General features: G+C 57.2%; 15 protein-coding genes. 12 read left to right on the top strand and 3 right to left on the bottom strand.

The window, feature by feature from the left end; translation table 11 throughout:
• Position 1: 1 nt before the first annotated feature.
• The 4 genes from H4317_RS00210 (at position 2) to H4317_RS00195 (ending at position 3960) form a co-directional block, all read left to right on the top strand.
• Entirely contained in the window at positions 2-361 is a 360-nt protein-coding gene (locus tag H4317_RS00210) for a hypothetical protein (RefSeq protein ID WP_185888205.1), read from the top strand.
• Entirely contained in the window at positions 345-1964 is a 1620-nt protein-coding gene (locus tag H4317_RS00205; protein WP_185888204.1) for an Ig-like domain-containing domain, read from the top strand. Before H4317_RS00210 ends, H4317_RS00205 begins: the two co-directional genes overlap by 17 nt.
• A 965-nt stretch (positions 1965-2929) precedes the next feature.
• Positions 2930-3421: a DUF4385 domain-containing protein gene (locus H4317_RS00200; protein ID WP_185888203.1), complete on the top strand. Its 492-nt coding sequence runs from the start codon at positions 2930-2932 to the stop codon at positions 3419-3421.
• Between the two features lie 53 nt (positions 3422-3474).
• On the top strand, positions 3475-3960 hold the full coding sequence (locus tag H4317_RS00195) for a hypothetical protein (protein WP_185888202.1): 486 nt from the start codon (positions 3475-3477) through the stop codon (positions 3958-3960).
• Between the two features lie 215 nt (positions 3961-4175).
• Here H4317_RS00195 and H4317_RS00190 read toward each other — a convergent pair whose 3' ends face one another.
• A complete protein-coding gene (locus tag H4317_RS00190) occupies positions 4176-5579 on the bottom strand; it encodes an inorganic phosphate transporter (protein ID WP_185888201.1) in 1404 nt (467 codons plus the stop codon).
• A 290-nt stretch (positions 5580-5869) separates the two neighbouring features.
• Here H4317_RS00190 and H4317_RS00185 point away from each other — a divergent pair, with 290 nt between their 5' ends.
• Both H4317_RS00185 and H4317_RS00180 read left to right on the top strand, forming a co-directional pair.
• Positions 5870-7393 (top strand): glycine--tRNA ligase, encoded by a 1524-nt coding sequence (locus tag H4317_RS00185; protein ID WP_185888200.1) that lies wholly within the window; start codon positions 5870-5872, stop codon positions 7391-7393.
• 193 nt (positions 7394-7586) lie between these two features.
• Positions 7587-10829, top strand: a complete 3243-nt coding sequence (locus H4317_RS00180; protein WP_185888199.1) for a T9SS type B sorting domain-containing protein — start codon at positions 7587-7589, stop codon at positions 10827-10829.
• An 82-nt stretch (positions 10830-10911) separates the two neighbouring features.
• On the opposite strand, the gene H4317_RS00175 is transcribed toward H4317_RS00180, so the two are convergent.
• On the bottom strand, positions 10912-11319 hold the full coding sequence (locus tag H4317_RS00175; protein ID WP_185888198.1) for a hypothetical protein: 408 nt from the start codon (positions 11317-11319) through the stop codon (positions 10912-10914).
• Between the two features lie 239 nt (positions 11320-11558).
• Between H4317_RS00175 and H4317_RS00170 the strand changes: the two genes are divergently transcribed.
• From H4317_RS00170 to H4317_RS00160, 3 genes are all read left to right on the top strand, one after another.
• Positions 11559-13997 carry an efflux RND transporter permease subunit gene (locus tag H4317_RS00170; RefSeq protein ID WP_185888197.1) on the top strand — a complete coding sequence of 813 codons (2439 nt, stop codon included), beginning with the start codon at positions 11559-11561 and terminating at the stop codon, positions 13995-13997.
• Positions 13998-14132: 135 nt separating this feature from the next.
• Entirely contained in the window at positions 14133-17603 is a 3471-nt protein-coding gene (ileS, locus tag H4317_RS00165) for an isoleucine--tRNA ligase (RefSeq protein WP_185888196.1), read from the top strand.
• Positions 17604-17866: 263 nt separating this feature from the next.
• The gene (locus tag H4317_RS00160) at positions 17867-18526 is read left to right on the top strand and encodes a lipoprotein signal peptidase (RefSeq protein ID WP_185888195.1); all 660 of its coding nucleotides are present in this window, start codon (positions 17867-17869) and stop codon (positions 18524-18526) included.
• Between the two features lie 86 nt (positions 18527-18612).
• On the opposite strand, the gene H4317_RS00155 is transcribed toward H4317_RS00160, so the two are convergent.
• Positions 18613-19023, bottom strand: a complete 411-nt coding sequence (locus tag H4317_RS00155; RefSeq protein WP_185888194.1) for an Imm50 family immunity protein — start codon at positions 19021-19023, stop codon at positions 18613-18615.
• Between the two features lie 202 nt (positions 19024-19225).
• On the opposite strand from H4317_RS00155, the gene H4317_RS00150 reads away from it, so the two are divergent.
• From H4317_RS00150 to H4317_RS00140, 3 genes are all read left to right on the top strand, one after another.
• Entirely contained in the window at positions 19226-21229 is a 2004-nt protein-coding gene (locus tag H4317_RS00150) for an ABC transporter ATP-binding protein (protein ID WP_185888193.1), read from the top strand.
• A 194-nt stretch (positions 21230-21423) separates the two neighbouring features.
• Complete coding sequence (gene rnr, locus H4317_RS00145) at positions 21424-23931, top strand: ribonuclease R (protein WP_185888192.1); 2508 nt, start codon at positions 21424-21426, stop codon at positions 23929-23931.
• Positions 23932-24137: 206 nt separating this feature from the next.
• Positions 24138-25109: a polyprenyl synthetase family protein gene (locus tag H4317_RS00140; protein WP_185888191.1), complete on the top strand. Its 972-nt coding sequence runs from the start codon at positions 24138-24140 to the stop codon at positions 25107-25109.
• The last annotated feature ends 61 nt before the right edge of the window (positions 25110-25170 follow it).

The following is a 25170-nucleotide window of genomic DNA, read 5'->3' as shown; positions in this document are numbered from 1 at the left end:
TATGCCTACGCCGGCCACCTGGATACTGGGAATACTGCTGGCCGCCGGGCTGCGGATTCCAGCGCCGACGGCCGGGACAGGGGAGGAGGGGAGTAGTTGGCGCGTAATGCCGGCTACTTCTGCAAATGGCACCGTACATACGCCTGCGGTTATTTCCGGCGTTGCTACGTACTTGCTGCCAGACACCAGCCGCCGCGCCGCCGCGCCCGATACGCTGGCCCAACGCCCCGCGCTTGTTCCTGACACTACCCCCGTGGTGGATGAGGACAAGCCAACCCGCAGAACAGCGCTGTTTACGGCGCTGGCCATTGCGGTGCTGACTATTTCCACGCTTCTGCTCTACAATGTCCGCTCGCGCTAATCTTCTTCTTCTGTTTTCGGTGGCGGCTGGTGTGGCGGGCTGTGCCTCTATCAGTTCGCCGCAGGGTGGCCCGCGCGACGTGACGCCGCCTAAGCTAGTCAGTTCTTCGCCGGCCAATGGTGCCCGCAACGCACGCACGCAGGAAATACGACTGGTGTTTTCAGAGCCTGTGCAGGTGAAGGATCTGCAGAAGAACCTCATCATTGCGCCCACCATTGCCGAAGACAACAAGTACAAGGTACGCGAGGAGCGCAACGCCATAACGCTGCTGTTTGAGAAACCGCTCGAGGAAAACACCACGTACTCGTTCAACTTCGGCACCTCTATTTCCGATATTACGGAGAGCCTGCCCGCAGCCGAGGCCACGGTGAGTTTCAGCACCGGGGCCGTACTGGACTCGGGCGCGGTACAGGGCACCGTCCGCGACCTGCTGACCCAGAAACCGGCTGATGCCGCCGCGGTACTCCTCTATCCGGAAACTGACACGGCAGCCTTGCGCAAGGGCAAACCCTACTATCTGGCCCGCACCGACAAGGCCGGCGCTTACAAACTGCGCAACCTGAAAGCCGGCCGTTACCGTCTCTATGCTCTGGCCGACAAAAACCAGAACACCCGCTACGACGAAGGGGAGAAAATAGCCTACCTGCCCCAGCCGGTCACCATCGGCCCACGCCCCGATACGGTTCAGCTGGAACTGGTACGCCCCGATGCCCGCCGGCCATTGGTGAGCGGGCAGCAGGCAGCTCCTACTCAATACCGTGTCAGCTACAACGAAGGGTTGCGTACCGCGGTGCTGGCCCCCCTGGGCGGCGCAACTACGCCGGCCTTGTCTGAAGCCATCCAGCTAGCAGAAGCAGGCCGCACCGTCGCGCTTTTCCGGACTGCAGCTCTCACGGAAGGCCGCTACCTGCTGGCTGCCACCGATAGCGCCGGCAACACCGGCCGCGACACTATCAACGTGAAGTTTCAGGGAACTGCCCCAAGTCGCCGCCCACCTATCTATTCGGTAGAGGGCAATCCGCGCGAAGTATACCGGCAGGGTGAAGTCCGCTTTATCTTCACGGAGCCTGTCCGAATTGCTACGGGCAAGCCTTTTGCGACCTTGCAGGAAGACTCCACGGCACGCCGGCCGCTGGTGCTCGGCACAGATGGCACTCTGAACCCCGACCGGTCGCGCCTGACGGTTCTGCTCAATACCAAGGCCAAATCCATCCTCACGCTGCGCCTCGATACGATTAACCTTACTACTATATCGGGGCAGCGGCTGGCCGCAAAACCGTTGCGGCTGCGTGTCACGGAGCAATCTGGAACGGGCAGTCTGGCAGGTACCATTCAAACCAAGTACAAACGCTACGATGTACAGCTGCTTGATGCGCAAGGTACCATCGTCGCCACTCTAAACAGCCCCCGCGCCACCTTCCGCTTCGACCGGATGGCCCCAGGCGCTTACACCATCCGGGTCCTGATTGATGCCGATGCCGATGGCCGCTGGCGGGGTGCCGATCCTAAGTTGTTGCTGCCTCCTGAGCCGGTATATCTGCTGCCCCAGCCGGTGCAAGTGCGCGCCAACTGGGAAGTGGAAGACCTACGCCTCGCATTTTAGCTAAACGTTCTTTGCAAAAAGCCCTGCCATTACCGTATTCGGTGGTCGCAGGGCTTTTTGCTGCGCTGTAGTCTGCGGCCTCTGGTAGAGTGTCTGCTTAGAGCTACTCATGCTTCCTTGCCCTGGTTATGTTTCGTCTCCTACTCTTGAATGAACGAGCCTAAGGCCGTGGAACGTTTTTGAAAGCTACTTGACTAAACTGAAATCCGCGAATACAGGCGGCAATGGCTGTTTTAAGCAGCATGCTATGTTCCACGGATTCTTCTTTGGCCACGGCATATATCCTAAAACACAGGTTGTAGGAGCGGTTTTCACGGCTTTCCACATTCCTGATGAGCGGTTTCCGGTTACTGAGAAGGGTTTTAGGCATCTTTCCACACCTATTCCACAGGTTTTTCCACGCCCACTTGGTCAATGGGCTTAATCTGTGGATAATACTGCCACAACCTGGGGATAACCCGTGGAGAAAAATAGGATAAGTTTTTTTGGGATTCTCCGGGCTGCCGCACCCCCTTTTCTCTGTCCACAGCGTGTGGATACACGTGGACAATCCACACCCGTTTTCACCACAATCCACACAGCCCCTATGCTGTGAATTGTGGATTAGTGGATAAGCTATGTGGATTGTGAAAAACCTAGTTAACTATCTCTTATACACTACTTTACTATCAACATACCCTGTTGATAGACGGTGCATAAACCAGGAGCTGTACACAAGTTATCAGCCCTGTGGATTACTCTTTCGGATTGTCCACTTATAAACAGCCCTAACGACAGAGATTAAAAAGATTTCTTAAAATTTCTTCTTTTAAAAAGTTATTAACCCTGTGGACAAGTCAGGCCTCAAAAAAAAAGAGGCTCCGCAAAAAGCAAAGCGCCGCAGGTACTCCGGAAAAGCTGGCGAAACAGTGCGGCCATCCTGCGGCCCGATTTGGCGTATACAGAGTGCGCCTCTCCCGCTTCGTATGCCATTCAACTACAACCAGGATTTCCGTTCTCTCGACTTGCGCCAGCACCCCGAGTTGTACCGCGTGGGCAAAGGCGAGCAGGGCGTGCTACTGGTACAGCCTTATAAAGGCGAGATCCTGCCCCACTGGCGCTTCCGGACCCCGGCTGTGGCCCGGGAGTCTTCCGAAACAATTTACGGGCTATTTGAGGCCTATCTGAAGGCAAACGATTTTGTGGGTGCCGATATGGCCCGCAAATTTCTGCAGATGGGCTTCACGCGGGCCCGGCGCTATGCCAACCACCAAGGCGGCAAAAAATACGATGGTCCTGTGCCGGCGGATAAAAAAGGCCAGAGCGGAGCCCACGGCCGCCCCGAGCTGCCTCGCACTCCTGAAGACCCCGAAAAAGCGGAGGCTGCAGCCATCTTTAAGCGCAAGTGGGATGAGGCTAAGCAGCATCCGGAGTACCTGCGGCAACGTGCCGAATTTGAAGCCCGCTACGGGAAGTGACCCCGCATTGGCTACCTTTACTCTCTCCAAGCATCACCTCATTCCCCAGAGATATGACCCCCACTACCCCGACGCCTTCAAGCACCGACGAGAACGAAATCATTCTGGGTACCGGCATGGGCCCCCTGCGCTTTGGAGCTACCATGGACCAGGTGCGCGCCCTGATGGGGGAGCCTGAAGAAATTGAAGAGTCTGAAGACGATGACGAGTTCGAGCACCAAGCTTGGAACTATCTCGAGGAAGGCTACTCGCTGTACTTCGACCGGGAGGATGACTTCCGCCTAAGCTGCATCGAAACCGACCATCCCGGCATGCGCTTGTATGGCGAGAACATTCACGGCAAATCCCCGGAGCAGATTCAGGAACTGATGAGCCGCCACGGCCATGAGTCTAGTGAAGTAGAGAAGATGGATACCGGCGAAATGCGCATCTCCTATGAGAAGGAGATGATTGACCTTTACTTTGATGAGGATGAGTTGCAGTTCGTGAATTTCGGCGTCTTCATCTCTGAGGACTTGGACGTGCAGTGGCCTGCCTAGCGTATGGTTATCCACAAAAACTGCAGAAACTACTGTGGATAAGTGGATAAGTGTCTGATTTGGTACGTATTTAGCTGCATAAGGCAACAGAAGAGCAGGAGTTATCCTCATTTTCCGCGCCTAGGAAAACAAAGCCATAAAAAAAAGCCGCTCTTGCAAAAGAGCGGCTTTTTGTATTCAGCTAAGATACTGCGTTCAGAGTTCGATGCACTAAACTAGTCTACGAAGGCTCGGAATAAGAGGAACAGCCCACCTGACAGGGCCATAGTAACGGGCAGTGTTAGCACCCAGGCCAGCGCAATGTTGCGCACCATCTGCGGGTTCAGATTCTTGATGCCGCGGTTAGCTACCATGGAGCCGGCAATAGCCGACGACAGCACGTGCGTGGTAGACGAGGGCAGACCATAGCCAGTAGTGGCACCAATCATGACGGCGGCTACGAGCTCCGAGGAAGCACCCTGTGCATAGGTCAGGTGCTCCTTCCCGATACGCTCGCCTATCGTCTTCACGATGCGCTGCCAGCCTATCATGGTGCCCAAGCCCAGCGAAACAGCCACCATCAGCGACACCTGCCAGGGGGCATAGTCCGTGAAAGTGCGCATCTGGGCAATACTGTCCTCGTACGTCTTGCGGTCGGCGGCGCTGAGAGGAATTCTTTCGCTTGCCACCAGCTTTTTGGCGCGGTTGTACAGCAGCAAAATGGCTTTCCGAATTTCGAACCGAGCCTGCTCCGGCAGTTGTTTTACATTGGTTTTGCCCGCAAAAATCTGGTCCAGCGTAGCAGTTTGGGCCTGCACTTCCGTGAGCAGCTTCCGGTCGGCGGCACTCAGTTCGGTAGTATTTAGCTTCTGCATCACCTGCTCTACCCGGCCCAGCGAGTCGCGCATGTCTAGCGGATTGAGGTTGTGGTTGAGCGCAAAATGCACCGGCACAATACCAATCAGGATGAGCATGATCAGGCCTACGCCCTTCTGCCCATCGTTGGAGCCGTGAAAGAAGCTCACCAGCGTACAGGTAGAAATCAGAATCAGGCGAATCCAGATGGGTGGCGGCTTGCGCTTGTGTGGCTCCTTGAAAATGGCCTTGGAACGCACGAAGCGCTTGAGCAGAAACATCAGCCCGATGGTGAGCGAGAAGCCCAGCAATGGGCCTACGAGCAGCGCAATACCGGTTTCACCGGCTTTGCTCCAGTTCACGGCTGCGTTCTGGCCACCGGGTAGCAGCGAAAACGCAATGCCCACGCCCAGAATAGACCCAATCAGAGCATGCGAGGAAGACGAGGGCAGTCCGTAGTACCAGGTGCCTACATTCCAGATAATGGCCGCAATAATCAGGGCGCCTACCATGGCAATGCCATGATACACGTTCTGATCGACGAGGCTTTCGACGGGCAGCAGATACACGATGCCCATGGCCACGGCAATGCCACCGGTAAGTACGCCAATGAAGTTCCAGAACGCCGACCAGACCACGGCCACCCAGGGCCGCAGCGAGTTGGTGTAGATAACTGTTGCTACGGCGTTAGCCGTATCGTGGAAGCCATTGACAAATTCGAACGCGCAGGCCGCTACCAGACAGAGAATTAGCAGCAGCAGCACGTGAGGCTCTAAGCCAAACATAAAAAGGAAATTGGTGAGTATTCGGTTTTCATCATCCAAAGGTAGAGCTACCAGAGGCGGGGCAAGATTATGAAATTGTTACGGAGCGCCCACCGCCTCCGGTATTGAGGCGCTAAACGCAGGAATATTCAACAAGTTGAGTTGAATGACAGCACAAGCCCGCGCATGCGCTACTTTTGCCTTTCATCGTAGAAAGGAGAGCCTGAGAGCAGCGCATAGAAGTCCGGCGTTTCGGTTGCGGCTTCTAGAGGTTGTGTTCCGGTTTTCCCATCTTCATTCCTTATTCCTCCATGAGCACCACTCCCCAGAAAGCTCCCGCTGCCACCACCGAAGGCACCCTGGCTACTATCGTCTCGCACGCCAAGGAATACGGGTTCGTATTTCCCTCTTCTGAAATATACGATGGTCTGGCCGCCGTCTATGACTATGGCCCCAACGGCGTGGAGCTGAAAAACAACCTTAAGCAGCTCTGGTGGAAGGCCATGACGCAGCTCAACCAGAACGTGGTAGGCATTGATGCGGCCATCTTCATGCACCCGCTCACCTGGAAAGCCTCCGGCCACGTCGACGGCTTCTCAGACCCCATGATTGACAACCTCGACAGCAAGAAACGCTACCGCGCCGATGTGCTGCTGGAAGACAAGGCTGCCGAATACGAGAAGAACAACGAGCTGGCGCGCGCCGAAACCTTGCTGGCCGAAATGGGCCGCCTGCTGACCAGCGAAGACCTAGCCGGTGTGAAACAGCTCATCATTGATGAGAAAATCATCTGTCCGGTTTCCAAAACCAGCAACTGGACCGATGTACGCCAGTTCAACCTCATGTTCTCGACGCAGGTAGGGGCGGTGGCCGAAGACTCCAGCAAGATTTACCTGCGGCCCGAAACAGCCCAGGGCATCTTCGTGAACTTCCTGAACGTGCAGAAATCGGCGCGCATGAAGGTGCCGTTCGGCATTGCCCAGATTGGGAAGGCCTTCCGCAATGAGATTGTGGCCCGGCAGTTCATCTTCCGAATGCGGGAGTTCGAGCAGATGGAAATGCAATTCTTTGTGCGACCTGGCACCGAAGGCGAGTGGTACACTGCCTGGAAAGAAACACGCCGCCGCTGGCACGAGGCGCTGGGCCTGCCCGCCGCCAAGCTCCGCTTCCACGACCACGACAAGCTGGCCCACTACGCCAAGGCAGCCGTGGATATCGAGTATGAGTTTCCGTTCGGCTTCAAGGAAATCGAAGGCATCCACTCTCGTTCCGATTTTGACCTGACTCAGCACCAGAACCTGTCGAAAAAGAAGCAGCAGTACTTTGATGCCGATATCGACCCCGAAACCGGCAAGGCGTATGGCAACTACGTACCGTTCGTGGTAGAAACGTCCGTGGGCGCTGACCGCCTGTTTCTGGCTACGCTGTGCCAGGCTTACACCGAGGAAACCATTACGGAAGGCGAAGGCGAGAAGGAGCAGACCAAAACGCGCACCTTCCTGAAGCTGCACCCAGCCGTGGCCCCCATTAAAGCCGCCATTTTCCCACTGGTGAAGAAAGACGGGATGCCCGAAAAGGCCGAGGAAATCTTCAACAGCCTGCGCCATGACTTCCGCGTGATAATGGAGGAGCGCGACGCCATAGGCAAGCGCTACACCCGCCAAGACCTCATCGGCACGCCTTTCTGCATCGTGGTAGATGGCCAGAGCTTGGAAGACAATACTGTGACCGTGCGACACCGCGACTCGCGCGAGCAGACCCGTATGCCCATCTCGGAGCTGCGCGGCTACATTGGAGAGGCAGTAAGCTTCTCACGCATTTTCGAAAACCTGTAAGGCTAAACGCGCTACTTAAAGCGTAAGCGAAATAGGTTTTTTTAGTATCGGATATAATAATTCTCCGGTTTCGGTAAGATTCTTGCTTACTGAGGCCGGAGATTTTTATTGCGTTTTGGTGCGGTAATTACGCCCTATCGGTTCGCATATGTTTTTGGTCTGACTTTTTCTTCTTCCACTTTATAGTTTCTCTATGCCCTTCTCTACCCTTTCTGAGCGCCGCGCGCTCAGTTTGCCGCGTGTGCTGGCTGCACTGGGTCTGCTGGCTGCTCTGCCGGCTACAGCCCAATCGGTGGCTCCCAAAGTAGCTGCACCTACCGAAACCCGACAGCTGCAGTTTGTGGCCAACCGAAACCAATGGGCTAAGCCTGTGCTGTTTGCAACGGACGTGCCCGGTGGCCGCCTGTTTCTGGAACGCGGCCGCCTGTTGCAGGCGCTTTATGATGTCAAGGAGTTAGAGAAGCTCCACGACCAAGGGCCCGATGGCCGCGACCACCGCATCAAGGCCCACGCTTACTCGGTTTCTTTTGTAGGGGCCAACCTGCAGGCTGCGGTGAATGGGGAGGCTGAAACCGGCGAGGCTAGCAACTTCTTTCTGGGCAACGACCGAAGCAAATGGGCAACCAATGTGCCTTCCTTCGGCGAAGTGCGCTACCAAGACCTCTACCCCGGCACCAATCTGCGTTTCTATACCAGCAACGACCACCTCGAATACGACTTCGAACTGGCAGCAGGTACCGATGCCAAACGTATTCAACTACACTACGAAGGCCAACAGAAGCTCAGCATTGTGAAGGGCGCACTACAGGTTACCACTTCAGTGGGTACCGTGGTAGAACAGAGCCCAGTAGCGTATCAACTCGTTAAAGGCCAACGCGTACTGGTGCCCTGCAACTATGTGCTATCGGCCAACAACACACTGGCATTCGGCTTCCCGAAAGGCTACAACAAGGAGTTGCCACTCGTCATTGACCCGGTGTTGGCCTACTCTTCCTATACTGGCTCGTCGGCCAACAATTATGGCTACACAGCCACTTATGATGCCCAAGGCAACCTCTATGCCGGTGGGGTAGTGTTTGACCCCGGCTACCCGACCACTACGGGTGCTTATGATATTAGCCATAACGGTAGTCAGGACTACGGTATCATGAAATTTAACCCAGCTGCTGCTACTGGGGCGGCGTCGCGGGTGTATGCAACCTATATCGGCGGGTCCGACGACGACCATCCGCATAGTATGGTGGTTGATCCGACCGGTGACCTAATCATTATGGGTTCGACAGCTTCGTCGAACTTCCCTACTAGCAACAGCGCTTACGACCGTTCTTACAACACCGGCGTTGATATCGTTATTTCGAAGTTAAATCCAACCGGTACCCAACTGCTGGCGTCTACGTTTTTAGGTGGCAACGGCGTTGATGGCCAATTGCCAACAGCGCTTCAGAAGAACTACGGCGACGACTACCGGGGCGACGTAACAACGGACACGCAAGGCAACATCTATCTGGCAACCGTATCGGCTTCTACTAACTTCCCTTCACTAGGGGGCTTCCAGATGACCAAATCTGGCGCGACGGATGCTGTGATTGTGAAACTGAACTCCGGTCTGACGGGCTTGGTGTGGAGCACTTTCCTGGGTGGTACGGGCACCGATGCGGCTTACTCGGTGCAGGTTGACAGCACGGGAACTGTATTTGTGAGTGGTGGTACCACTAGTACCAATCTGCCAGGGACCATAGGAGGCCTGAATCCACAGTACCGCGGCGGTAGTGCCGACGGCTTTGTAGCCCGTATTTCGGCCGCTGGCAACGACCTCTTCCAGTCAACCTACCTCGGCACTACTGGCTACGACCAAGCTCATTTCGTGCAGCTCGACCGCCAGGGTGAAGTGTATGTATACGGCCAGACCGATGGCGCTTATCCGGTGACGGCTGGTGTGTATGTCAATCCCAACAGCCGCCAGTTTATTCATAAGCTAAACCGAAACCTGACCACCACCCGGTTTTCTACAACGGTTGGCAATGGCACGGCCAGCGGAGCCATCAATATGTCGCCTACAGCTTTCTTGGTCGATAACTGCGGCCAGATTCTGCTTTCTGGCTGGGGCGGCCAGCTCAGTACCGGTAACACCATGGCTGGCATGCCCGTGACGCCGGGCGCTATTGTGTCTACGGCGGGTAGTGGGGGCTACCACTACATTATGCAGCTATCGGCAAATGCCACCAGCTTGGTATATGGCACATACTTCGGCAACGGCAATGCCCACGTTGACGGCGGCACTTCGCGCTTCGATAAGCGTGGCATTATTTACCAGTCAATGTGTGTAGGTGGCGGTACAGCCATCGATACTACGCCCAATGCCTGGTCGCGCAACAAGGGCACTGGCAGCTATAACAATGCTGCCTTCAAAATCGACGTATTGCAGCTGGATGCCACGTTTACACCTTCCAACATTCCCGGTGGCTCGCGGCTACGGACGGGTTGTGCGCCGCTCACGGTGTTCTTCACGCGGCCTTCCGTTAGTGGTACTTCCACCACCTGGAATTTTGGAAATGGTCAGACTTCCAACAGCGCTACGCCTTTCGTAAACACCGTTTATACCACTCCCGGCCGCTACATCGTGCGCCTGACCGTAACGGACCCATCTAACTGCGTGCAGACTGCTACTGCTACCGATACGATTGTGGTGTATGGCCTGCCCCGTGCGGCAGCCGGCCCCGATAAAACGGTTTGTGGCGGCGGCTCCGTAACGCTGTCGGTGCCAGATGCCGGACCGGGCGTTACGTACTCCTGGTTCCCGCCACTGGGCCTGAATACTACTACTGGCCGAACGGTGGTGGCCTCACCTACTGCTACTACGTTCTACGTCGTCACGGCCAGCAACATCAACAACTGCACCGGCACTGACACAGTTGTCGTGAACGTAGCTCCTCGCCCACAAGTAACGGCTATTGCCAGCACGCCGAACGAGGTGGTAGGTGCGCCCGTCACGTTCACGGCTTCTGCCACGGGCGGTACTGTAAGCAGCTACACCTGGGACTTCGGGGATGGTACCACCGGCACCGGCGCTTCGGCTACGCACTCCTACACCTCCGCCGAACCCAACGGGACTACATACCAAGTGCGCCTGACGGCCAAATACGGCCCGAATGGTGGCTGTGAGGAAGTCCGGACATTGACCGTATTGGTTCGGGGCATTCAGAAACCCAACGTCATTACGCCGAACGGGGACGGCAAAAACGACACCTTCCGCCCATTCCTGACCTTCCAGCCGGTGAACATTCAGATTTTCAACCGCTGGGGCAAAAAGGTATTCGAGCAGAGCAACTACACCGATGGCTGGGGCAAAAGCAACGTGCCTGGTGGCGTGTACTACTACCTGCTGGAAAGCAGCACCGGCGAAACCTGGAAAGGCTGGGTAGAGGTAGTCCGCTAGTTCATCTACTTCTTTCGCGCAACAAAAAAGCCCCTGAACGCACTGTTCAGGGGCTTTTTTGTTACTATACGATATGTGGTTGCTAATTGTTGCCGAGCCAGTCGGCCGCCTCACGGCGCGAGGTAAAATAGTTGAACTCGACGTTGGCCGGTGGGAGCGTAGTAGCGCTGGCTGCCAGCGAATTGCCAATCTGGTACTGATACTGCCCTTCCGACACAACCGCCGCAATAAACAGAGGCCGCGTCTCGTAGGCTGGCAGCACGCTGGCTAGTGGCGGCAGCAACTGCTCAAACTCATCATCGGTAGGGGGCGCATTCCGCTTCAGGTCCAGCAACAGCTTGCCCACATTGTGTTCCAGCATCTGTTCCAACGCCTGTTGATACGCCATGCCAAACGAAACGGAAAGCTGGGTAGCATTGTAGCTCAGCTGCAGAATTTCGGAAGTTGGATGGTACGTGAGAGATACTTCGGGCGTGTGAAACAGAGTCATAGGCAAACCAGAAAAATTAATACTGTATCTTGACTATAATGCAATTTTTTATTCGGCCAAGTGCTTGAATTTCGGTTGTTTACGTTGTGTTTAGCATTTTGAGTTGCCTATATTTAGTTAAATATTTCAGCTTTCCTGGAAAACAGTGGCTCTGATTTCAGGCGAGCTAGCGGCAGGTTTGTGCCTCACAGCGCCTTACCTGCGGCGGGTTGCGTACCTTTGCTGCATTTTAGCAGCCTATGTGGAGAAACCTCGCCCTGTTTGTCATCAAGAACCGTCGACTCCTGATTGGACTGCTGGCGGCTATTACCGTGTTCATGGCCTGGGAAGCCCGCAAGGTCGAAATGACCTACGACTTCGCGCAGGTGGTGTCGCCCGACGACCCCGACATGGTGTACTTCCAGAAGTTCAAGCAGACCTTCGGCGAGGATGGCAACGTGCTGGTGTTGGGCATGCAGGACAGTTCTGTCTACCGACTCGGCAACTTCAATGAGCTGCGTGCCCTTACGGATACGCTAAGCAAGGTGCAGGGCGTGAGCGGCATTCTGGGCGTTACGCGTCTGCCCAAGCTGGAAAAGGACACGGCCACCCAGACGTTCCGGGCGGTGCCCATCTTCCGCAATTTCCCGCAAACGCAGCCCGAACTCGACTCGCTGATGCGGGTAGTGAATGCGCAGGAATTCTACAAAGGCCAGCTGATTTCGCCTACCACCGGGGCCACGCTGCTGGCGCTTACCATGGATCCTAAATTCCTGAATTCCAGCAAGCGCGAAGGCGTGATGCAGGAAATTCTGGGCCATGCCGAGCGGTTTCAGAAGAAGACTGGCATCAAAATGCACTACGCCGGCCTGCCCTACGTGCGGGCCACTATGACCACCAAAGTAGCGGCCGAAATGAAGCTGTTCGTGGGCCTGACCATCGGGATGATGGCCCTCACGCTGCTCATGTTCTTCCGCACGTGGTCGGCGGTGGTGTTTCCGCTGCTGATTGTGCTGATTGTTGTGACCTGGTGTATCGGGAGCATGGTGCTGCTAGGCTACAAAATCAACCTGCTTACGGGCCTGATACCGAGTATTATCATCGTTATCGGCATCCCAAACTGTACCTACCTGCTCAGCCGCTACCACTACGACTACCGCAAATCGGGCAACCAGGTGCTGGCTATGGCGCGGGTAGTGCGCAAAATCGGCCTCGTAACGCTCATGAACAACACGACCACGGCCATCGGCTTTGTAGTGTTCTGCTTCACCAACATTGCTATTCTGTTCCAGTTTGGGGCGGTGGCCACGCTCAACATCTTCGTGGCCTTTGCGGTATCGTTCATCCTGATGCCGATTGTTTTTACCATTCTGCCGCCGCCCACGCCCAAGCAGTTGGAACACCTGGAAGCCAAGCCGCTCATGAAGCTGCTTGAATTTTTCGACTACGTGGTGCTGGAGCGCCGCCGGACCGTCTACCTCACGGCGCTGGCGCTGGCCGTGCTGGCTTCCGTTGGAGTAAGCAAAGTGCGCTCAGTGAGCTACATGGTGGACGATTTGCCCAAGGATTCGTCGGTAAACTCGGACCTGAAATTCTTCGAGCAGCACTTCAACGGCGTGATGCCGCTGGAACTGGTAGTAGATACGGGCAAGCCCAAAGGCCTGCTCAAACTCAAGAATCTGGAGCGGATAGACCGGCTGGAAAATTACCTGCGCACCCAGCCCGTGCTTACATCGCCGGTTAGTGTGGTTACGTTTCTGAAGGCTTCCACGCAGGCGTTCTACAACGGCGACCCGAACTACTACCGCCTGCCCGACAACGACGAAAAGAACTACGTGTTCAGTTATTTGGCCCGCTCGCAGTCGACGGAAGGCAGCGAAGGCCAGCTGACGAGCAAGCTGCTGCGCTCCTTCACCGACAGCACCATGCAGAAGGCACGCATCTCGCTCAAAATTGCTGATATCGGCTCGCACAACCTTGATACGCTCATCAACAACCGCATCCGGCCCGAGATTAACAAGATTTTCAACGGCACGGGCACCGATGTGAAGCTGACGGGCACCACCATCATTTTCACTAAAGGCAACGAGTTTCTGATTGGCACGCTCAAATCGAGCTTGCTGCACGCGTTTCTGTTGGTGGGGGCAGTCGTCCTGATTCTGTTCCGCAGCATCCGGGCGGTGTTCTTCACGCTGCTGCCCAACTTCTTCACGCTGCTGCTCACGGGTGGTATTATGGGCTACTTTGATATTCCGCTCAAGCCTAGTACAGCCCTCATTTTCAGTATCGCACTGGGTATTGATGGCGACAACTCTATCCATTTGCTGGCGAAGTTTCGGCAGGAAATGGCCGCCAACGGCCGCCGGGTGAAGGCCGCTATCAGCACCACGCTTTCGGAAGCCGGTACCAGCATGATTTACACCAGCATTGTGCTGTTTTTGGGGTTTCTGGTGTTTGCTTTCTCGGAGTTTGGCGGTACCAAGGCACTGGGCCTGCTGATGTCGGCCAGCCTTCTCATCACCAACTTCTCTAACCTGATTTTGCTGCCTTGTTTGCTCGTAACGTTTGAGCACGGCAAAGATGAGGACGTTATCGACCAGTCAGGCATCAAGCACTACGACGACAACTACCACGAGGAAGACGACGACCTAGAGCTGAACCTGGATAAAATGCAGGTACAGCCCAAACTAAACGGATAAAACCACCCTAACCATCTGTCATCCTGAGCGGAGCGAAGGACCTTATCACGTAATAACAACTTGTTCAGCCGTGATAAGGTCCCTCTTTCCGCTCAGAATGACAGACGTACAAGTTGCTTAGCTCCCCCTGATCATATGAACTACCCCGAATTCAAGCAGCCGCTCAACTACGGCCAGGTCGGCACCGATATCCTGGCGTGGTGGAAGCAGAACGGCATCTTTGAAAAGAGCGTGAGCACCCGCGAAGGGCAGCCCACGTTCGTGTTTTATGAGGGCCCGCCCTCGGCCAACGGCGCCCCCGGCATCCACCACGTGATGGCCCGGACGGTGAAGGACATCTTCTGCCGTTACCAGACGCTGCTGGGCAAGCAGGTGCACCGCAAAGGCGGCTGGGACACTCACGGCCTGCCCATCGAGCTGCAGGTGGAGAAGGAGCTGGGTATCACCAAGGAAGATATCGGCAAGAAAATAAGCATCGAGGAGTACAACCAGCGCTGCCGCGAAACCGTGATGCGCTTCAAGGCCCAGTGGGACGACCTCACCGAGAAAATGGGCTATTGGGTGGACCTCGACGACCCATACATCACCTTCGAGCCCGAGTACATCGAAAGCTGCTGGGCCCTGCTCAAAAAGCTCTACGACAAGGGCCTGCTCTACAAAGGCTACACCATCCAGCCCTACTCCCCAGCGGCCGGCACGGGCCTGTCGTCGCACGAGCTGAATCAGCCCGGCACCTACCGGGACGTGAAGGACACGACCATCGTGGCCCAATTTAAGGTGAAGCGGGATGAGCAGTCGGAGAAGCTGTTTGATGGTCCATCCTGGTTAATCGAAAACACTGACATATTCATTCTCGCTTGGACTACAACACCTTGGACGTTACCAGCCAACACTGCTTTGGCCGTTGGCAAGAACATCCCTTACGTTCTTGTTCGCACCATTAATCCTTACACCAAACAGTATATCCGCGTTGTTCTGGCCAAAGCACGGCTGAAGAGCTACTTCTCTGAGTTCACTAAAAATGGCACCCCCATTCTGCCAACTTACTCAGATTGGGGAAGCATAGAAAGACAGGTTCCTTGGGAAATAGAAGCCGAATTCACCGGCGCTGACCTCGTGGGTATCAAATACGAGCGTCTCTTCGGCCAGGATAAAGGCTTCCCGGCGTTTGAAGGGGAGGAGCGCGCCTTCCGCGTGATTCCCGGCGACTTCGTGACGACTGAGGACGGTACCGGCATCGTGCACATCTCGCCCACCTTCGGCGCCGACGACTTTCGGGTAGCCCAGCTGGCCGGCGTCCCCGCCCTGATGGTAGCCGACGACGAAGGCAAACTCGGCCCCATCGTGGACCGGACGGGCCGCTACGTGGCCCAGATGGGTGAATTCGGCGGCCGCTGGGTGAAAAACTACGACGGTCACGACGAATCGGGCGCCGACTACAAAACCCTCGACGAAAGCATTGCCATCCGCATGAAGGGAGAAGGCACGGCCTTCAAAGTGGAGAAGTACGAGCACACCTACCCGCACTGCTGGCGCACCGACAAGCCCGTGCTCTACTACCCGCTCGACTCCTGGTTTATCAAGACCACGGCGGTGAAAGACCGGCTCATCGAGCTCAACAAAACCATCAACTGGCAGCCCGCCAGCACCGGCACCGGCCGCTTCGGCAACTGGCTGGAAAACCTGGTCGACTGGAACCTGAGCCGCTCGCGCTACTGGGGCACGCCGCTGCCCATCTGGCGCACCCAGGACGGTACCGAGGAAATCTGCATCGGCAGCATCGAGCAGCTGAACGCCGAAATCGACAAGGCCGTAGCCGCCGAGGTGATGACCCATAACCCCTACCAGCTGGTGGATGGCAACTGGGTGATGGCCAACGGCTCTACGGACCAAACCACTAAAATCGACCTGCACCGGCCCTATGTGGACGACATCTTCCTGGTGTCGCCCTCGGGCCAGCCCATGTACCGCGAAACCGACCTCATCGACGTGTGGTTCGACAGCGGCGCCATGCCCTACGCTCAGTGGCACTACCCGATTGAAAACGAAGGGCAGTTCCAGAAGAACTTCCCCGCCGATTTCATTGCCGAAGGCGTGGACCAGACCCGCGGCTGGTTCTTCACCCTGCACGCGCTAGCGGTGATGCTGGAGGACTCGGTGGCCTATAAAAACGTGATGGCCAACGGCCTGGTGCTCGACAAGAACGGCAACAAGATGAGCAAGCGCCTCGGCAACGCCGTGGATCCGTTTGCCACCATCAGCCAGTTTGGCCCCGATGCCACCCGCTGGTACATGATTGCCAACGCCCAGCCCTGGGACAACCTCAAGTTCGACGTGGCGGGCATCACGGAGGTGCAGCGCCGCTTCTTCGGCACGCTCTTCAACACCTACTCGTTCTACGCCCTCTACGCCAACCTCGACGGCTTCCAGGCCCGCGAGTTCGACCGCACGCCGCACGCCGAGCTAAGCGAGCTGGACCGCTGGATTCTGAGCAAGCTCCAGTCGCTGATTCTGGAAGTGCGCGGCCACTATGACGGCTACGACCCCACGAAGGCCGCCCGCGCCATCCAGGATTTCGTGACGGACCAGCTTTCCAACTGGCACGTGCGCCTCTCGCGCCGCCGCTTCTGGAAGGGCGAGCTGACCGCTGACAAGCGCGCCGCCTACGAAACCCTCCAGGAATGTCTGGTGGTGGTGTCGCAGCTCATGGCCCCAATTGCGCCCTTTTTCGCCGAGTGGCTATACCAGAACATGACCAACGGCATGCGCGAAGAAGCCATCGAGCGCAACACGCCGCTGGCTGCCGAATCGGTGCACCTGACTCTGTTGGTGGAGGCCGATGAAGCCCGAATCGACAAGGCCCTGGAGGAGCGGATGGAGTTGGCCCAGCGCATTTCTTCGCTCACCCACTCGCTCCGCAAGAAGTCGGTGCTGAAGGTGCGCCAGCCGCTGCAGCGCATCCTGGTGCCGGTATTCAACGACTCGACCCGTGCCCAGGTGGCCCTGGTGGAAGACCTGATTTGCGCCGAGGTGAACGTGAAGCACGTGGAGTTCCTCGATGATGCCAGCGGCGTGCTGGTGAAGTCGGTGAAGCCCAACTTCAAGCGCCTGGGCCAGCAGTACGGGGCCAAGCTGAAAGCCGTGGGCGCCCGCATCCAGCAGATGAGCGCCGAGGAAATCAGCACCCTCGAAAAAACTGGTCAGCTGGCTGTAGAAATCGACGGTGAAGCCTACACCCTGGCCCCCGACGACGTAGAAATCCGCACCCAGGACCTGCCCGGCTGGCTGGTAGCCACCGACGGCCCGCTCACGGTAGCCCTCGACGTGACCCTGACCGATGAGTTGCGCCAGGAAGGTGTAGCCCGCGAGTTGGTGAACCGCCTCCAGAACCTGCGCAAAGACAGCGGCCTGGAAGTGCAGGACAAAATCCGCGTCACGCTGGGCCAGCAGCCCGAGCTGGAAGCCGCCGTGCAGAGTTTCGGCAGCTACATCCGCGAGGAAGTGCAGGCCCTAGCCCTGGATTTCGCCCCGGAAATCAGCGGCGGCTCGGTACTCGAATTCGACGAGTTTTCCGTGCCCGTATTGCTGAACGTAGCAACTGCCTAAGCCTCAGGAGCCAACCGCCGCCTCAGAAACGGCGGTTGGCACACCGGCGCACAAAGCGTCAAATCAGATGCTAGTTCAAGCTCAAAACGGCATAAACTGCCACCTGAAACATATACCAATGGCACAGCAGCCAAGCCATGCGCTTGGGTGGTGAAGTCTAAAATTCTGCGTCACTTTGTGCCACGAGAGGGGAGAGGTTCGGGCTCTGACACGCTGTCAGGGCAAAGTCTCACTTCTCATTGCAAACCTCTCACTTCCCAAGAATGAAGTACTGGAAATACTACTTGGTGGCCCTGTTGGTCATCGTCATTGATCAGCTGTCGAAGTGGGCGGTGCACCGCTATATGCCCATGGGAATGCCCGGCGAAGTCCCCGTTTTAGGCGACTGGTTCAAGCTGCATTACACGCTGAATCCGGGGATGGCCTTTGGGGTAGAGCTGCCGGCGCCGTATGGCAAAGTGATTCTCACGCTGTTTAGGCTGCTGGCTGTCACGGGTATCAGCTACTACATCTACCGGCTCTGGAAGCAGCACGCACCGAATGGTCTCATCTTATGCATCTCCCTGATTCTGGGTGGCGCCATCGGCAACCTCGTAGACTCCATTTTTTACGGTGTGCTCTACGATAATGCTCCATTCAATGCCCCAACGCCTTGGCTGCATGGGCAGGTGATTGATATGCTGTTTGTAGACTTCCCGGACGGGTTTTTTCCGGCTTCCTGGCCATTGGTGGGCGGACAGATCATACCCGATTTTCCCATCTTCAACATTGCGGACTCCTGCATTTTCATCGGAGTAGTCCTGATTCTGTTGTTCCAGAACCGTTTTTACAGCACCGAAGAAGAAAAAGCGCACCCTGTAGCTGCCGACGACCCCGCTGCCGCCCAGGCCCGCCAGGATGCAGAGGCTTCGGAAGTTGTGTAGATTTTGTCTTTGATTGCCTGAAAACGGCCCGCTGGAATCGTTCCGGCGGGCCGTTTTTGTTAGCTTCTCTTGGCTGAGGCGCGCTTCTACTTTGTTATAGTTAAGCTTTCAACTACTATCTCTTCAGCTACAATAACCGCTTCCAAGCCTGTAGCGGCATCAATTGTACACCTGATTGATTTCTCGGCTTCTTCGAAAACCAAACATAAAATGGCATTCTGATGACTGAAATTGCCAAATTCCATTTCTTGAATATTATTGAATTGAAACTTGATGTCGCAGTTTTTTATAGTCCTATAGTAACCCCTCTCATCAGTTTCCCGGGTTCTTTCAAAAGCCGAAAGCAGAACGGTTACGGAAGGGTAATAACCGGGGTTAGCCTCAAAAATTACTCTGGTAATTTCGGCATCATGGAAGTCTGGCCAATAGCCAAAGTGCTGTAGAACAGCTTCTGAGTTGATTATTCGGCTGATTGCAGAATTCTCACTGCTTGTCATATCCAGAGAGCTTCAGGAAAATAGATAGAATAGAGGCTCTTATCACCAACTAGTGTACCGGCGACTTAATACACTGCTCATCATACGGCCTTCTGTAGGGAATAGTGTGTGATTCGGTATCATTGGTATACGCCAATGGCACACGGCAAGCTACCGCCTACTTGGCCTATCTTTACTTTTTTCCGCTCCGTCCTTCGCCGCCGTGTCCCAGCCCATTCTCTCCGTCCGCAACCTCACCATCGACTTTCACAGCCACCGCGGCAACACGCGGGCCGTGGCCGATATTTCCTTCGACCTGCGGCGGGGCGAAACGCTGGCTATTGTAGGCGAATCGGGCTCGGGAAAATCCGTCACGTCGTTGGCGCTGATGGGCCTGATTCCGCTGCCACCCGGCCAGATTACTTCGGGCGAGGCGCGGTTTCAGAGCGAGGCGCTAGGGGAGGTAGACCTACTGAAGCTCTCGGACGAGCAGCTGCGGAAGGTGCGCGGCAACGACATCAGCATGATTTTTCAGGAACCGATGACGTCCCTGAACCCCGTGTACACCTGTGGCAGCCAGGTAGTGGAGGCATTGCGCCTGCACACCACTCTTACAGAGAAGCAGGCCGAGGCCCGGACGGTGGAGCTATTTACGATGGCCCAGCTGCCGCGCCCCGAGAAGATTTTCAGCAGCTACCCCCACGAAATCAGCGGCGGCCAGAAGCAGCGCGTGATGATTGCCATGGCCATGGCCTGCAACCCCGCCATCCTTATTGCCGATGAGCCTACCACGGCCCTCGACGTGACGGTGCAGGCCCGCATGCTTCGCCTGATAGATGACCTACGCCGTCAGCACAACACAGCTGTCATTTTTATCACCCACGATCTGGGCGTGGTGGCCGAAATAGCCGACCGGATTCTGGTGATGTACCGGGGCCGTGTAGTAGAACAGGGCCCGGTGCTCGACATCTTCACGAACCCGCAGCACCCCTACACCAAGGGCTTGCTGGCGTGCCGCCCAAAACTTTCGGTTGGCCGGAAAAAACTTCCGGTAGTAGCCGATTTTATGCAGGAAAACGCCGATGGCACCTTTTCGGCTACTGAAACAGGGTTCGTGCAACTGCCTGCTACTGAAATTAGTGAGGTAGCCATACTAGGCTCTCAAAGCATACCTGAAACCGCCAAAACGTTCCCCGTGGAACATTCTGTTTCACGGCCTGCAGAGCACACGTTTGGTCTGGAATCCGCACCGGGCATAGAGTCGGGCCAGCCGTTGCTGCTAGGAAACGAGCCCTTGGATCCGATGCAGACGGCATCAGATTTCAACATGGCAGAGCAAAGCGTTTTGCCCGTTGCGTCACCAGGTGTTACTCAGGAGGCGAGTGTCTTTCCAGATTCCCAGGCACCCTTACTCCGGGTTGAGAACCTGAATGTGCACTTCCCGATTCGCAAGGGCTTCTTCAACCGGAAGAAGGAATACGTGCGGGCCGTGGACGGCGTGAGCTTCGATATCTATCCGGGCGAGACTGTGGGGTTGGTAGGGGAGTCGGGCTGCGGCAAGACCACGCTGGGCCGGACGCTGTTGCGGCTGGTGGAACCAACTTCGGGCAGTATCCTGTTCGAAGGAGTTGATCTGGCTACGCTTCCGGCTGAGCAGCTTCGCCGCCGCCGCCGCGAGTTTCAGATGGTGTTTCAGGATCCTTATGCCGCCCTGAACCCGATGATGACTGTGGGCGAAGCCATTCTGGAGCCCATGCGAGTGCACGGCGTAGGTGGCACCCGGCAGCAGCAAAAGGACCGCGTGTTGGAGTTGCTGCGCACCGTGGGCCTGAAAGAGGACCACTACCTGCGCTATCCCCACGAGTTCAGCGGCGGCCAGCGCCAGCGTATCTGTATTGCGCGGGCCCTGGCGCTGCAGCCCAAGTGTATCATCTGCGACGAGTCCGTTTCGGCCCTCGACGTGTCGGTGCAGGCCCAAGTACTCAACCTGCTCAACGACCTCAAACGTGAGTTCGGTATTACGTATTTATTCATCACCCACGACTTGTCCGTGGCTCGCTTTATGTCCGACCGGATTCTGGTAATGCGCCAGGGGCAGATAGTGGAAAGCGGCCTGGCTGCCGAGGTGTATGCCAACCCACAGCACGAGTATACCCGCACGCTGCTGGCCGCTATTCCCAAAGACGAGCCCGCCGATATCCGGGCCGCTGTGGCCAGCCGGGCCTAAGCCTTCCGCTGCGTAACCTAACAATAACAGCCCATTTGCCGCAGGGAATAGTTATTCCCTGCTATATTCCGTATCATCTTCCCGAAGCCCTCCACGGGCCTGTATACTTCACCCGGAAAGCCTCGTAAAACGGCTTTTCCTATCAACCCCGCCGCCTGCGAAAAAGACAACCACTGGCGGCTCTCATTTTCTAAATGAAAAGAAAAGACGACTCCGCCGCCCCCCGCGCCGACCGCGCGAAGGCAGCCGCTGGCAGCCATGATGCTGCCCCTATTACCAAAGACATCGTATTCCGCATCTTCCGCGACAACCCCGGTAAGGTCTTTGCCTACCGCCAGATTTCGCGCCGCCTCGGCGTGACAACCAAGGAGCAGCGCGAAGACATATTTGCCCATCTGAAGGCGTTGAAAAACGCCGGCATGCTCACACTGCTGCAAAACGACGAGTACCGCCTCACGGACTCCGCCGCTGCTGATGCGGCTACAGTGCCCGCCAGTAGCCGTCGGGCGCGCAACACCGATAACACACCGGTGCCTGCTCGCCGCAGCATCCGGCCCCCCGAAGCCGACTTCGGCCAAGACCCTGTGGTGCACCGCCGCCGCGAGGCCGGCTTCGACTTTCCTGATGCCGACGGTGCCACCGAAACCCGCCGCCGCCGCGACTCCCACGCCGAAACCATCGTCGGGACCGTGGCGCTGGCTACCGACAAGTTTGCCTTCGTGATTTCGGAGGAAAGCGAAAGTGACGTGCGCGTGTTCACGGACCGGTTGAAGTTTGCCATGCACGGCGACACCGTGCGCCTGCGCTTGCGCGGCTCCCGCGACGGCCGCCCTGTCGGCGACGTGGTAGAAGTGCTCAAGCGGGTGCGCCCCGAGGTGGTAGGCCGCCTGCAGGTGCGCGGCGGCATCGGCTTCGTGAAGCCCGACAACCGCAAGATGTACTTCGACGTGTTTGTGCCTTTCGAGAACCTGCACGGCGCCGTAGATGGCGAGAAAGTGCTGGTGCGCGTCACGGAGTTTCCGGAGGATGATGCCGGCCGGTCGCCGCTGGGTGAAGTGGTGCGCAGCTTCGGGCAGGCCGGCGGCAACGAAGCCGAGATAAATGCCATCATGGCCGAGTTCGGGCTGCCGTTTGAATTTCCGGCTGAGGTAGAGGAGGAGTCGGAATCTATTTCCGATGTCATCCCGCCTGCTGAGATTGAGCGCCGCCGCGACTTCCGCCACATCACCACCTTCACCATCGACCCAGCCGACGCCAAGGACTTCGACGATGCTTTGAGTATCCAGAAGCTGGAAAACGGCCACTGGGAAATCGGGGTGCACATCGCCGACGTGACGCACTACGTGCGGCCCGGCACGGCCCTGGAGCAGGAAGCCAAGCACCGCGCTACATCGGTCTACCTCGTAGACCGGGTGATTCCGATGCTACCGGAGCGCCTCTCCAACGGCCTCTGCTCGTTGCGCCCTAACGAGGATAAACTGACCTTCTCGGCCGTGTTTGAGCTCGACGAAAACGGCAAGCTCTACGAGTCGTGGTTCGGCAAAACCATCATTCACTCCGACCGCCGCTTCGCCTATGAGGAAGCGCAGGAGCGCATCGAAGGGCTGGACTCGGACTACACCACCGAAATCCAGCTCATGAACAGCATTGCCAAGAAGCTGTGCGCAACCCGCTTCAAGCAAGGCGCCATCAGCTTCGAGACGCAGGAGGTGAAGTTCCGTCTGGACGAGAACGGCAAGCCGCTGGGCGTGTACGTGAAGGAGCGCAAGGACGCGCACAAGATGATTGAGGAGTTCATGCTACTCGCCAACCGCAAGGTGGCTGAGTTCGTGTTCAAGCTCAAGGCCCGCAAGCCGCGCTTCACAATGGTGTACCGCGTGCACGAAGCCCCCGACCCGGACCGCCTGCAGACCTTTGCGCTGTTCGCCAAGAAATTTGGCCACAACCTCGACCTGGCCAACCCGAAGAAGATCAGCACCGAGCTGAACGACCTCTCGATGGAGGTAATGGGCCGGCCCGAGCAGAACGTGATTCAGACCCTGGCCGTGCGCACCATGAGCAAGGCCATTTATACCACCGAGCCGCTGGGCCACTTCGGTCTGGCCTTTGACCATTACTCACACTTCACCTCACCCATCCGTCGCTACCCCGATATGATGGCGCACCGCCTGCTGGAGCACTACCTGGAAGGTGGCAAGAACGTGGAGGTGGAGCCCGTGGAAGAAGAGTGCAAGCACTCCTCGGAACGCGAGAAAGTAGCGGCCTCCGCCGAGCGCGCCAGCATCAAATACAAGCAGGTGGAGTTTATGTCGGAGGTGATTGGCGAGACGTTCACCGGGGTAGTGTCGGGCCTGACGGAACGCGGCATGTATATCGAAATTGAGGAAAACAAGTGCGAAGGCATGGTGCGCCTGAGCGAGATTCCCGGCGACCATTTCGAGCTGGACCGCGACAACTACCGCATCGTGGGGCAGCGCAGCAAGCGCATCATCCAGTTCGGCGACGAGCTTCAGGTGATTGTCAAATCGGCCAATCTGCTCGACCGTACTATCGACTTCGAGCTGGTAGATAACCGTCCCGATGCAGTGAAGCAGCGCGAGCTACAGGAGCGACGCGAGAACAGCAGGCCCCGCGGCTACCGCCCCGAGCGCAGCAGCGGCGGCCGCCCTGGTGGCGACAACAAAGGCAAGCGCCGCCGGTAGGAGGGCGCTGTTACAGGACTGCCCGTCACCCTGAGCAAAGCGAAGGACCTCGTTGCATTGAAACGAGCCGTTGTGGCATCAATCGTTTCAACGCAATAGGGCCCTTCGCTTTGCTCAGGGTGACGGGCGTTTCTTTGTGCGCTTGCCCCGCACTCAGAACAATATCTGCTGCCGTACCTTTCCTCTCCGAACCTTTACCCGTTTCTGTGGACCTTACTGCCCTCTCCAATAAACTCACGGCCGCTCTTGCCGAGCTGCACTACGGCGACCAGCCCACCGCCCTCTACGAGCCCATTCGCTACATCATGGCGCTGGGCGGCAAGCGCATCCGGCCGCTGCTCACGCTGCTGGGTGCCCAGCTCTACACCGATGCGCTGGATGTGGCCCTGAAGCCCGCATTGGCCGTGGAGGTGTTCCACAACTTCACGTTGCTCCACGACGACATCATGGACCAGGCTCCGCTGCGGCGCGGCCAGCCCACGGTGCACGAAAAGTGGAACCCCAACGTGGCCATCCTATCAGGCGACGTGATGCTGGTGCGGGCCTACGAGCTGCTGTTTGATATGCCACCCGCCCTGTTGGCCCCCATGCTGCGCCGCTTCTCCCAAACAGCCGCCGAGGTGTGCGAAGGCCAGCAGTGGGACATGAACTTCGAGACGGAAACCGAGGTCAGCATTGATCAATATATCGACATGATTCGGCTGAAAACGGCCGTATTGCTGGGCTTCGCGCTGGAGCTAGGCGCCCGGTTGGGTGGCGGCTCTGAGGCAGATGCCGAGCACCTACGCCTGTTTGGGGAAGGCATCGGCGTAGCATTCCAGCTCCGTGACGACCTGCTGGATGTGTACGGCGACGCCGCCACCTTCGGCAAGCGTGTCGGCGGCGACATCCTCAGCGACAAGAAAACCTTCCTGCTGCTCACGGCCCAAACTCAAGCCAACGAAACCCAGCGCGCCCAGCTGGCCCGCCACATCGGCCAGCCCATAGCTGATGCCGACGCCAAAGTGCAGGCCGTGCGCGCCCTCTACGACGAGCTGGATATTCGCCCCCAGACCGAGGCCCGCATCAACCACTACTTCGAGGACGCCTTGCAGCACTTGGACCGCGTGAGCGTGCCAGCCGCCCGCAAGGAGCCCCTGCGCCACCTGGCCCTGCAACTGCTGGAGCGCGAGAGCTAAGCCAGCCCTCCACTATTCAATTTTAGGCTCTCTACGCCCCGCAGATAGTGCCGGAAGTGTC

It is taken from the genome of Hymenobacter sediminicola, assembly GCF_014250515.1.
In the GTDB taxonomy this organism is placed as follows: Bacteria; Bacteroidota; Bacteroidia; order Cytophagales; family Hymenobacteraceae; genus Hymenobacter; species Hymenobacter sediminicola.
Note: the sequence above shows the minus strand (reverse complement) of the source record. Positions and strands in the feature narration are given on the sequence as shown.

Excerpts from the sequence above, each read along its gene's own strand:
- H4317_RS00205 (WP_185888204.1), top strand. The coding sequence starts at position 345 with ATGTCCGCTCGCGCTAATCTTCTTCTTCTGTTTTCGGTGGCGGCTGGT.
- ileS (WP_185888196.1), top strand. The coding sequence starts at position 14,133 with ATGAACTACCCCGAATTCAAGCAGCCGCTCAACTACGGCCAGGTCGGC.
- H4317_RS00185 (WP_185888200.1), top strand. The coding sequence starts at position 5,870 with ATGAGCACCACTCCCCAGAAAGCTCCCGCTGCCACCACCGAAGGCACC.
- H4317_RS00210 (WP_185888205.1), top strand. The coding sequence starts at position 2 with ATGCCTACGCCGGCCACCTGGATACTGGGAATACTGCTGGCCGCCGGG.
- H4317_RS00200 (WP_185888203.1), top strand. The coding sequence starts at position 2,930 with ATGCCATTCAACTACAACCAGGATTTCCGTTCTCTCGACTTGCGCCAG.
- H4317_RS00190 (WP_185888201.1), bottom strand. The coding sequence starts at position 5,579 with ATGTTTGGCTTAGAGCCTCACGTGCTGCTGCTGCTAATTCTCTGTCTG.
- H4317_RS00195 (WP_185888202.1), top strand. The coding sequence starts at position 3,475 with ATGACCCCCACTACCCCGACGCCTTCAAGCACCGACGAGAACGAAATC.
- H4317_RS00180 (WP_185888199.1), top strand. The coding sequence starts at position 7,587 with ATGCCCTTCTCTACCCTTTCTGAGCGCCGCGCGCTCAGTTTGCCGCGT.
- H4317_RS00160 (WP_185888195.1), top strand. The coding sequence starts at position 17,867 with ATGAAGTACTGGAAATACTACTTGGTGGCCCTGTTGGTCATCGTCATT.
- rnr (WP_185888192.1), top strand. The coding sequence starts at position 21,424 with ATGAAAAGAAAAGACGACTCCGCCGCCCCCCGCGCCGACCGCGCGAAG.
- H4317_RS00155 (WP_185888194.1), bottom strand. The coding sequence starts at position 19,023 with ATGACAAGCAGTGAGAATTCTGCAATCAGCCGAATAATCAACTCAGAA.
- H4317_RS00170 (WP_185888197.1), top strand. The coding sequence starts at position 11,559 with ATGTGGAGAAACCTCGCCCTGTTTGTCATCAAGAACCGTCGACTCCTG.
- H4317_RS00175 (WP_185888198.1), bottom strand. The coding sequence starts at position 11,319 with ATGACTCTGTTTCACACGCCCGAAGTATCTCTCACGTACCATCCAACT.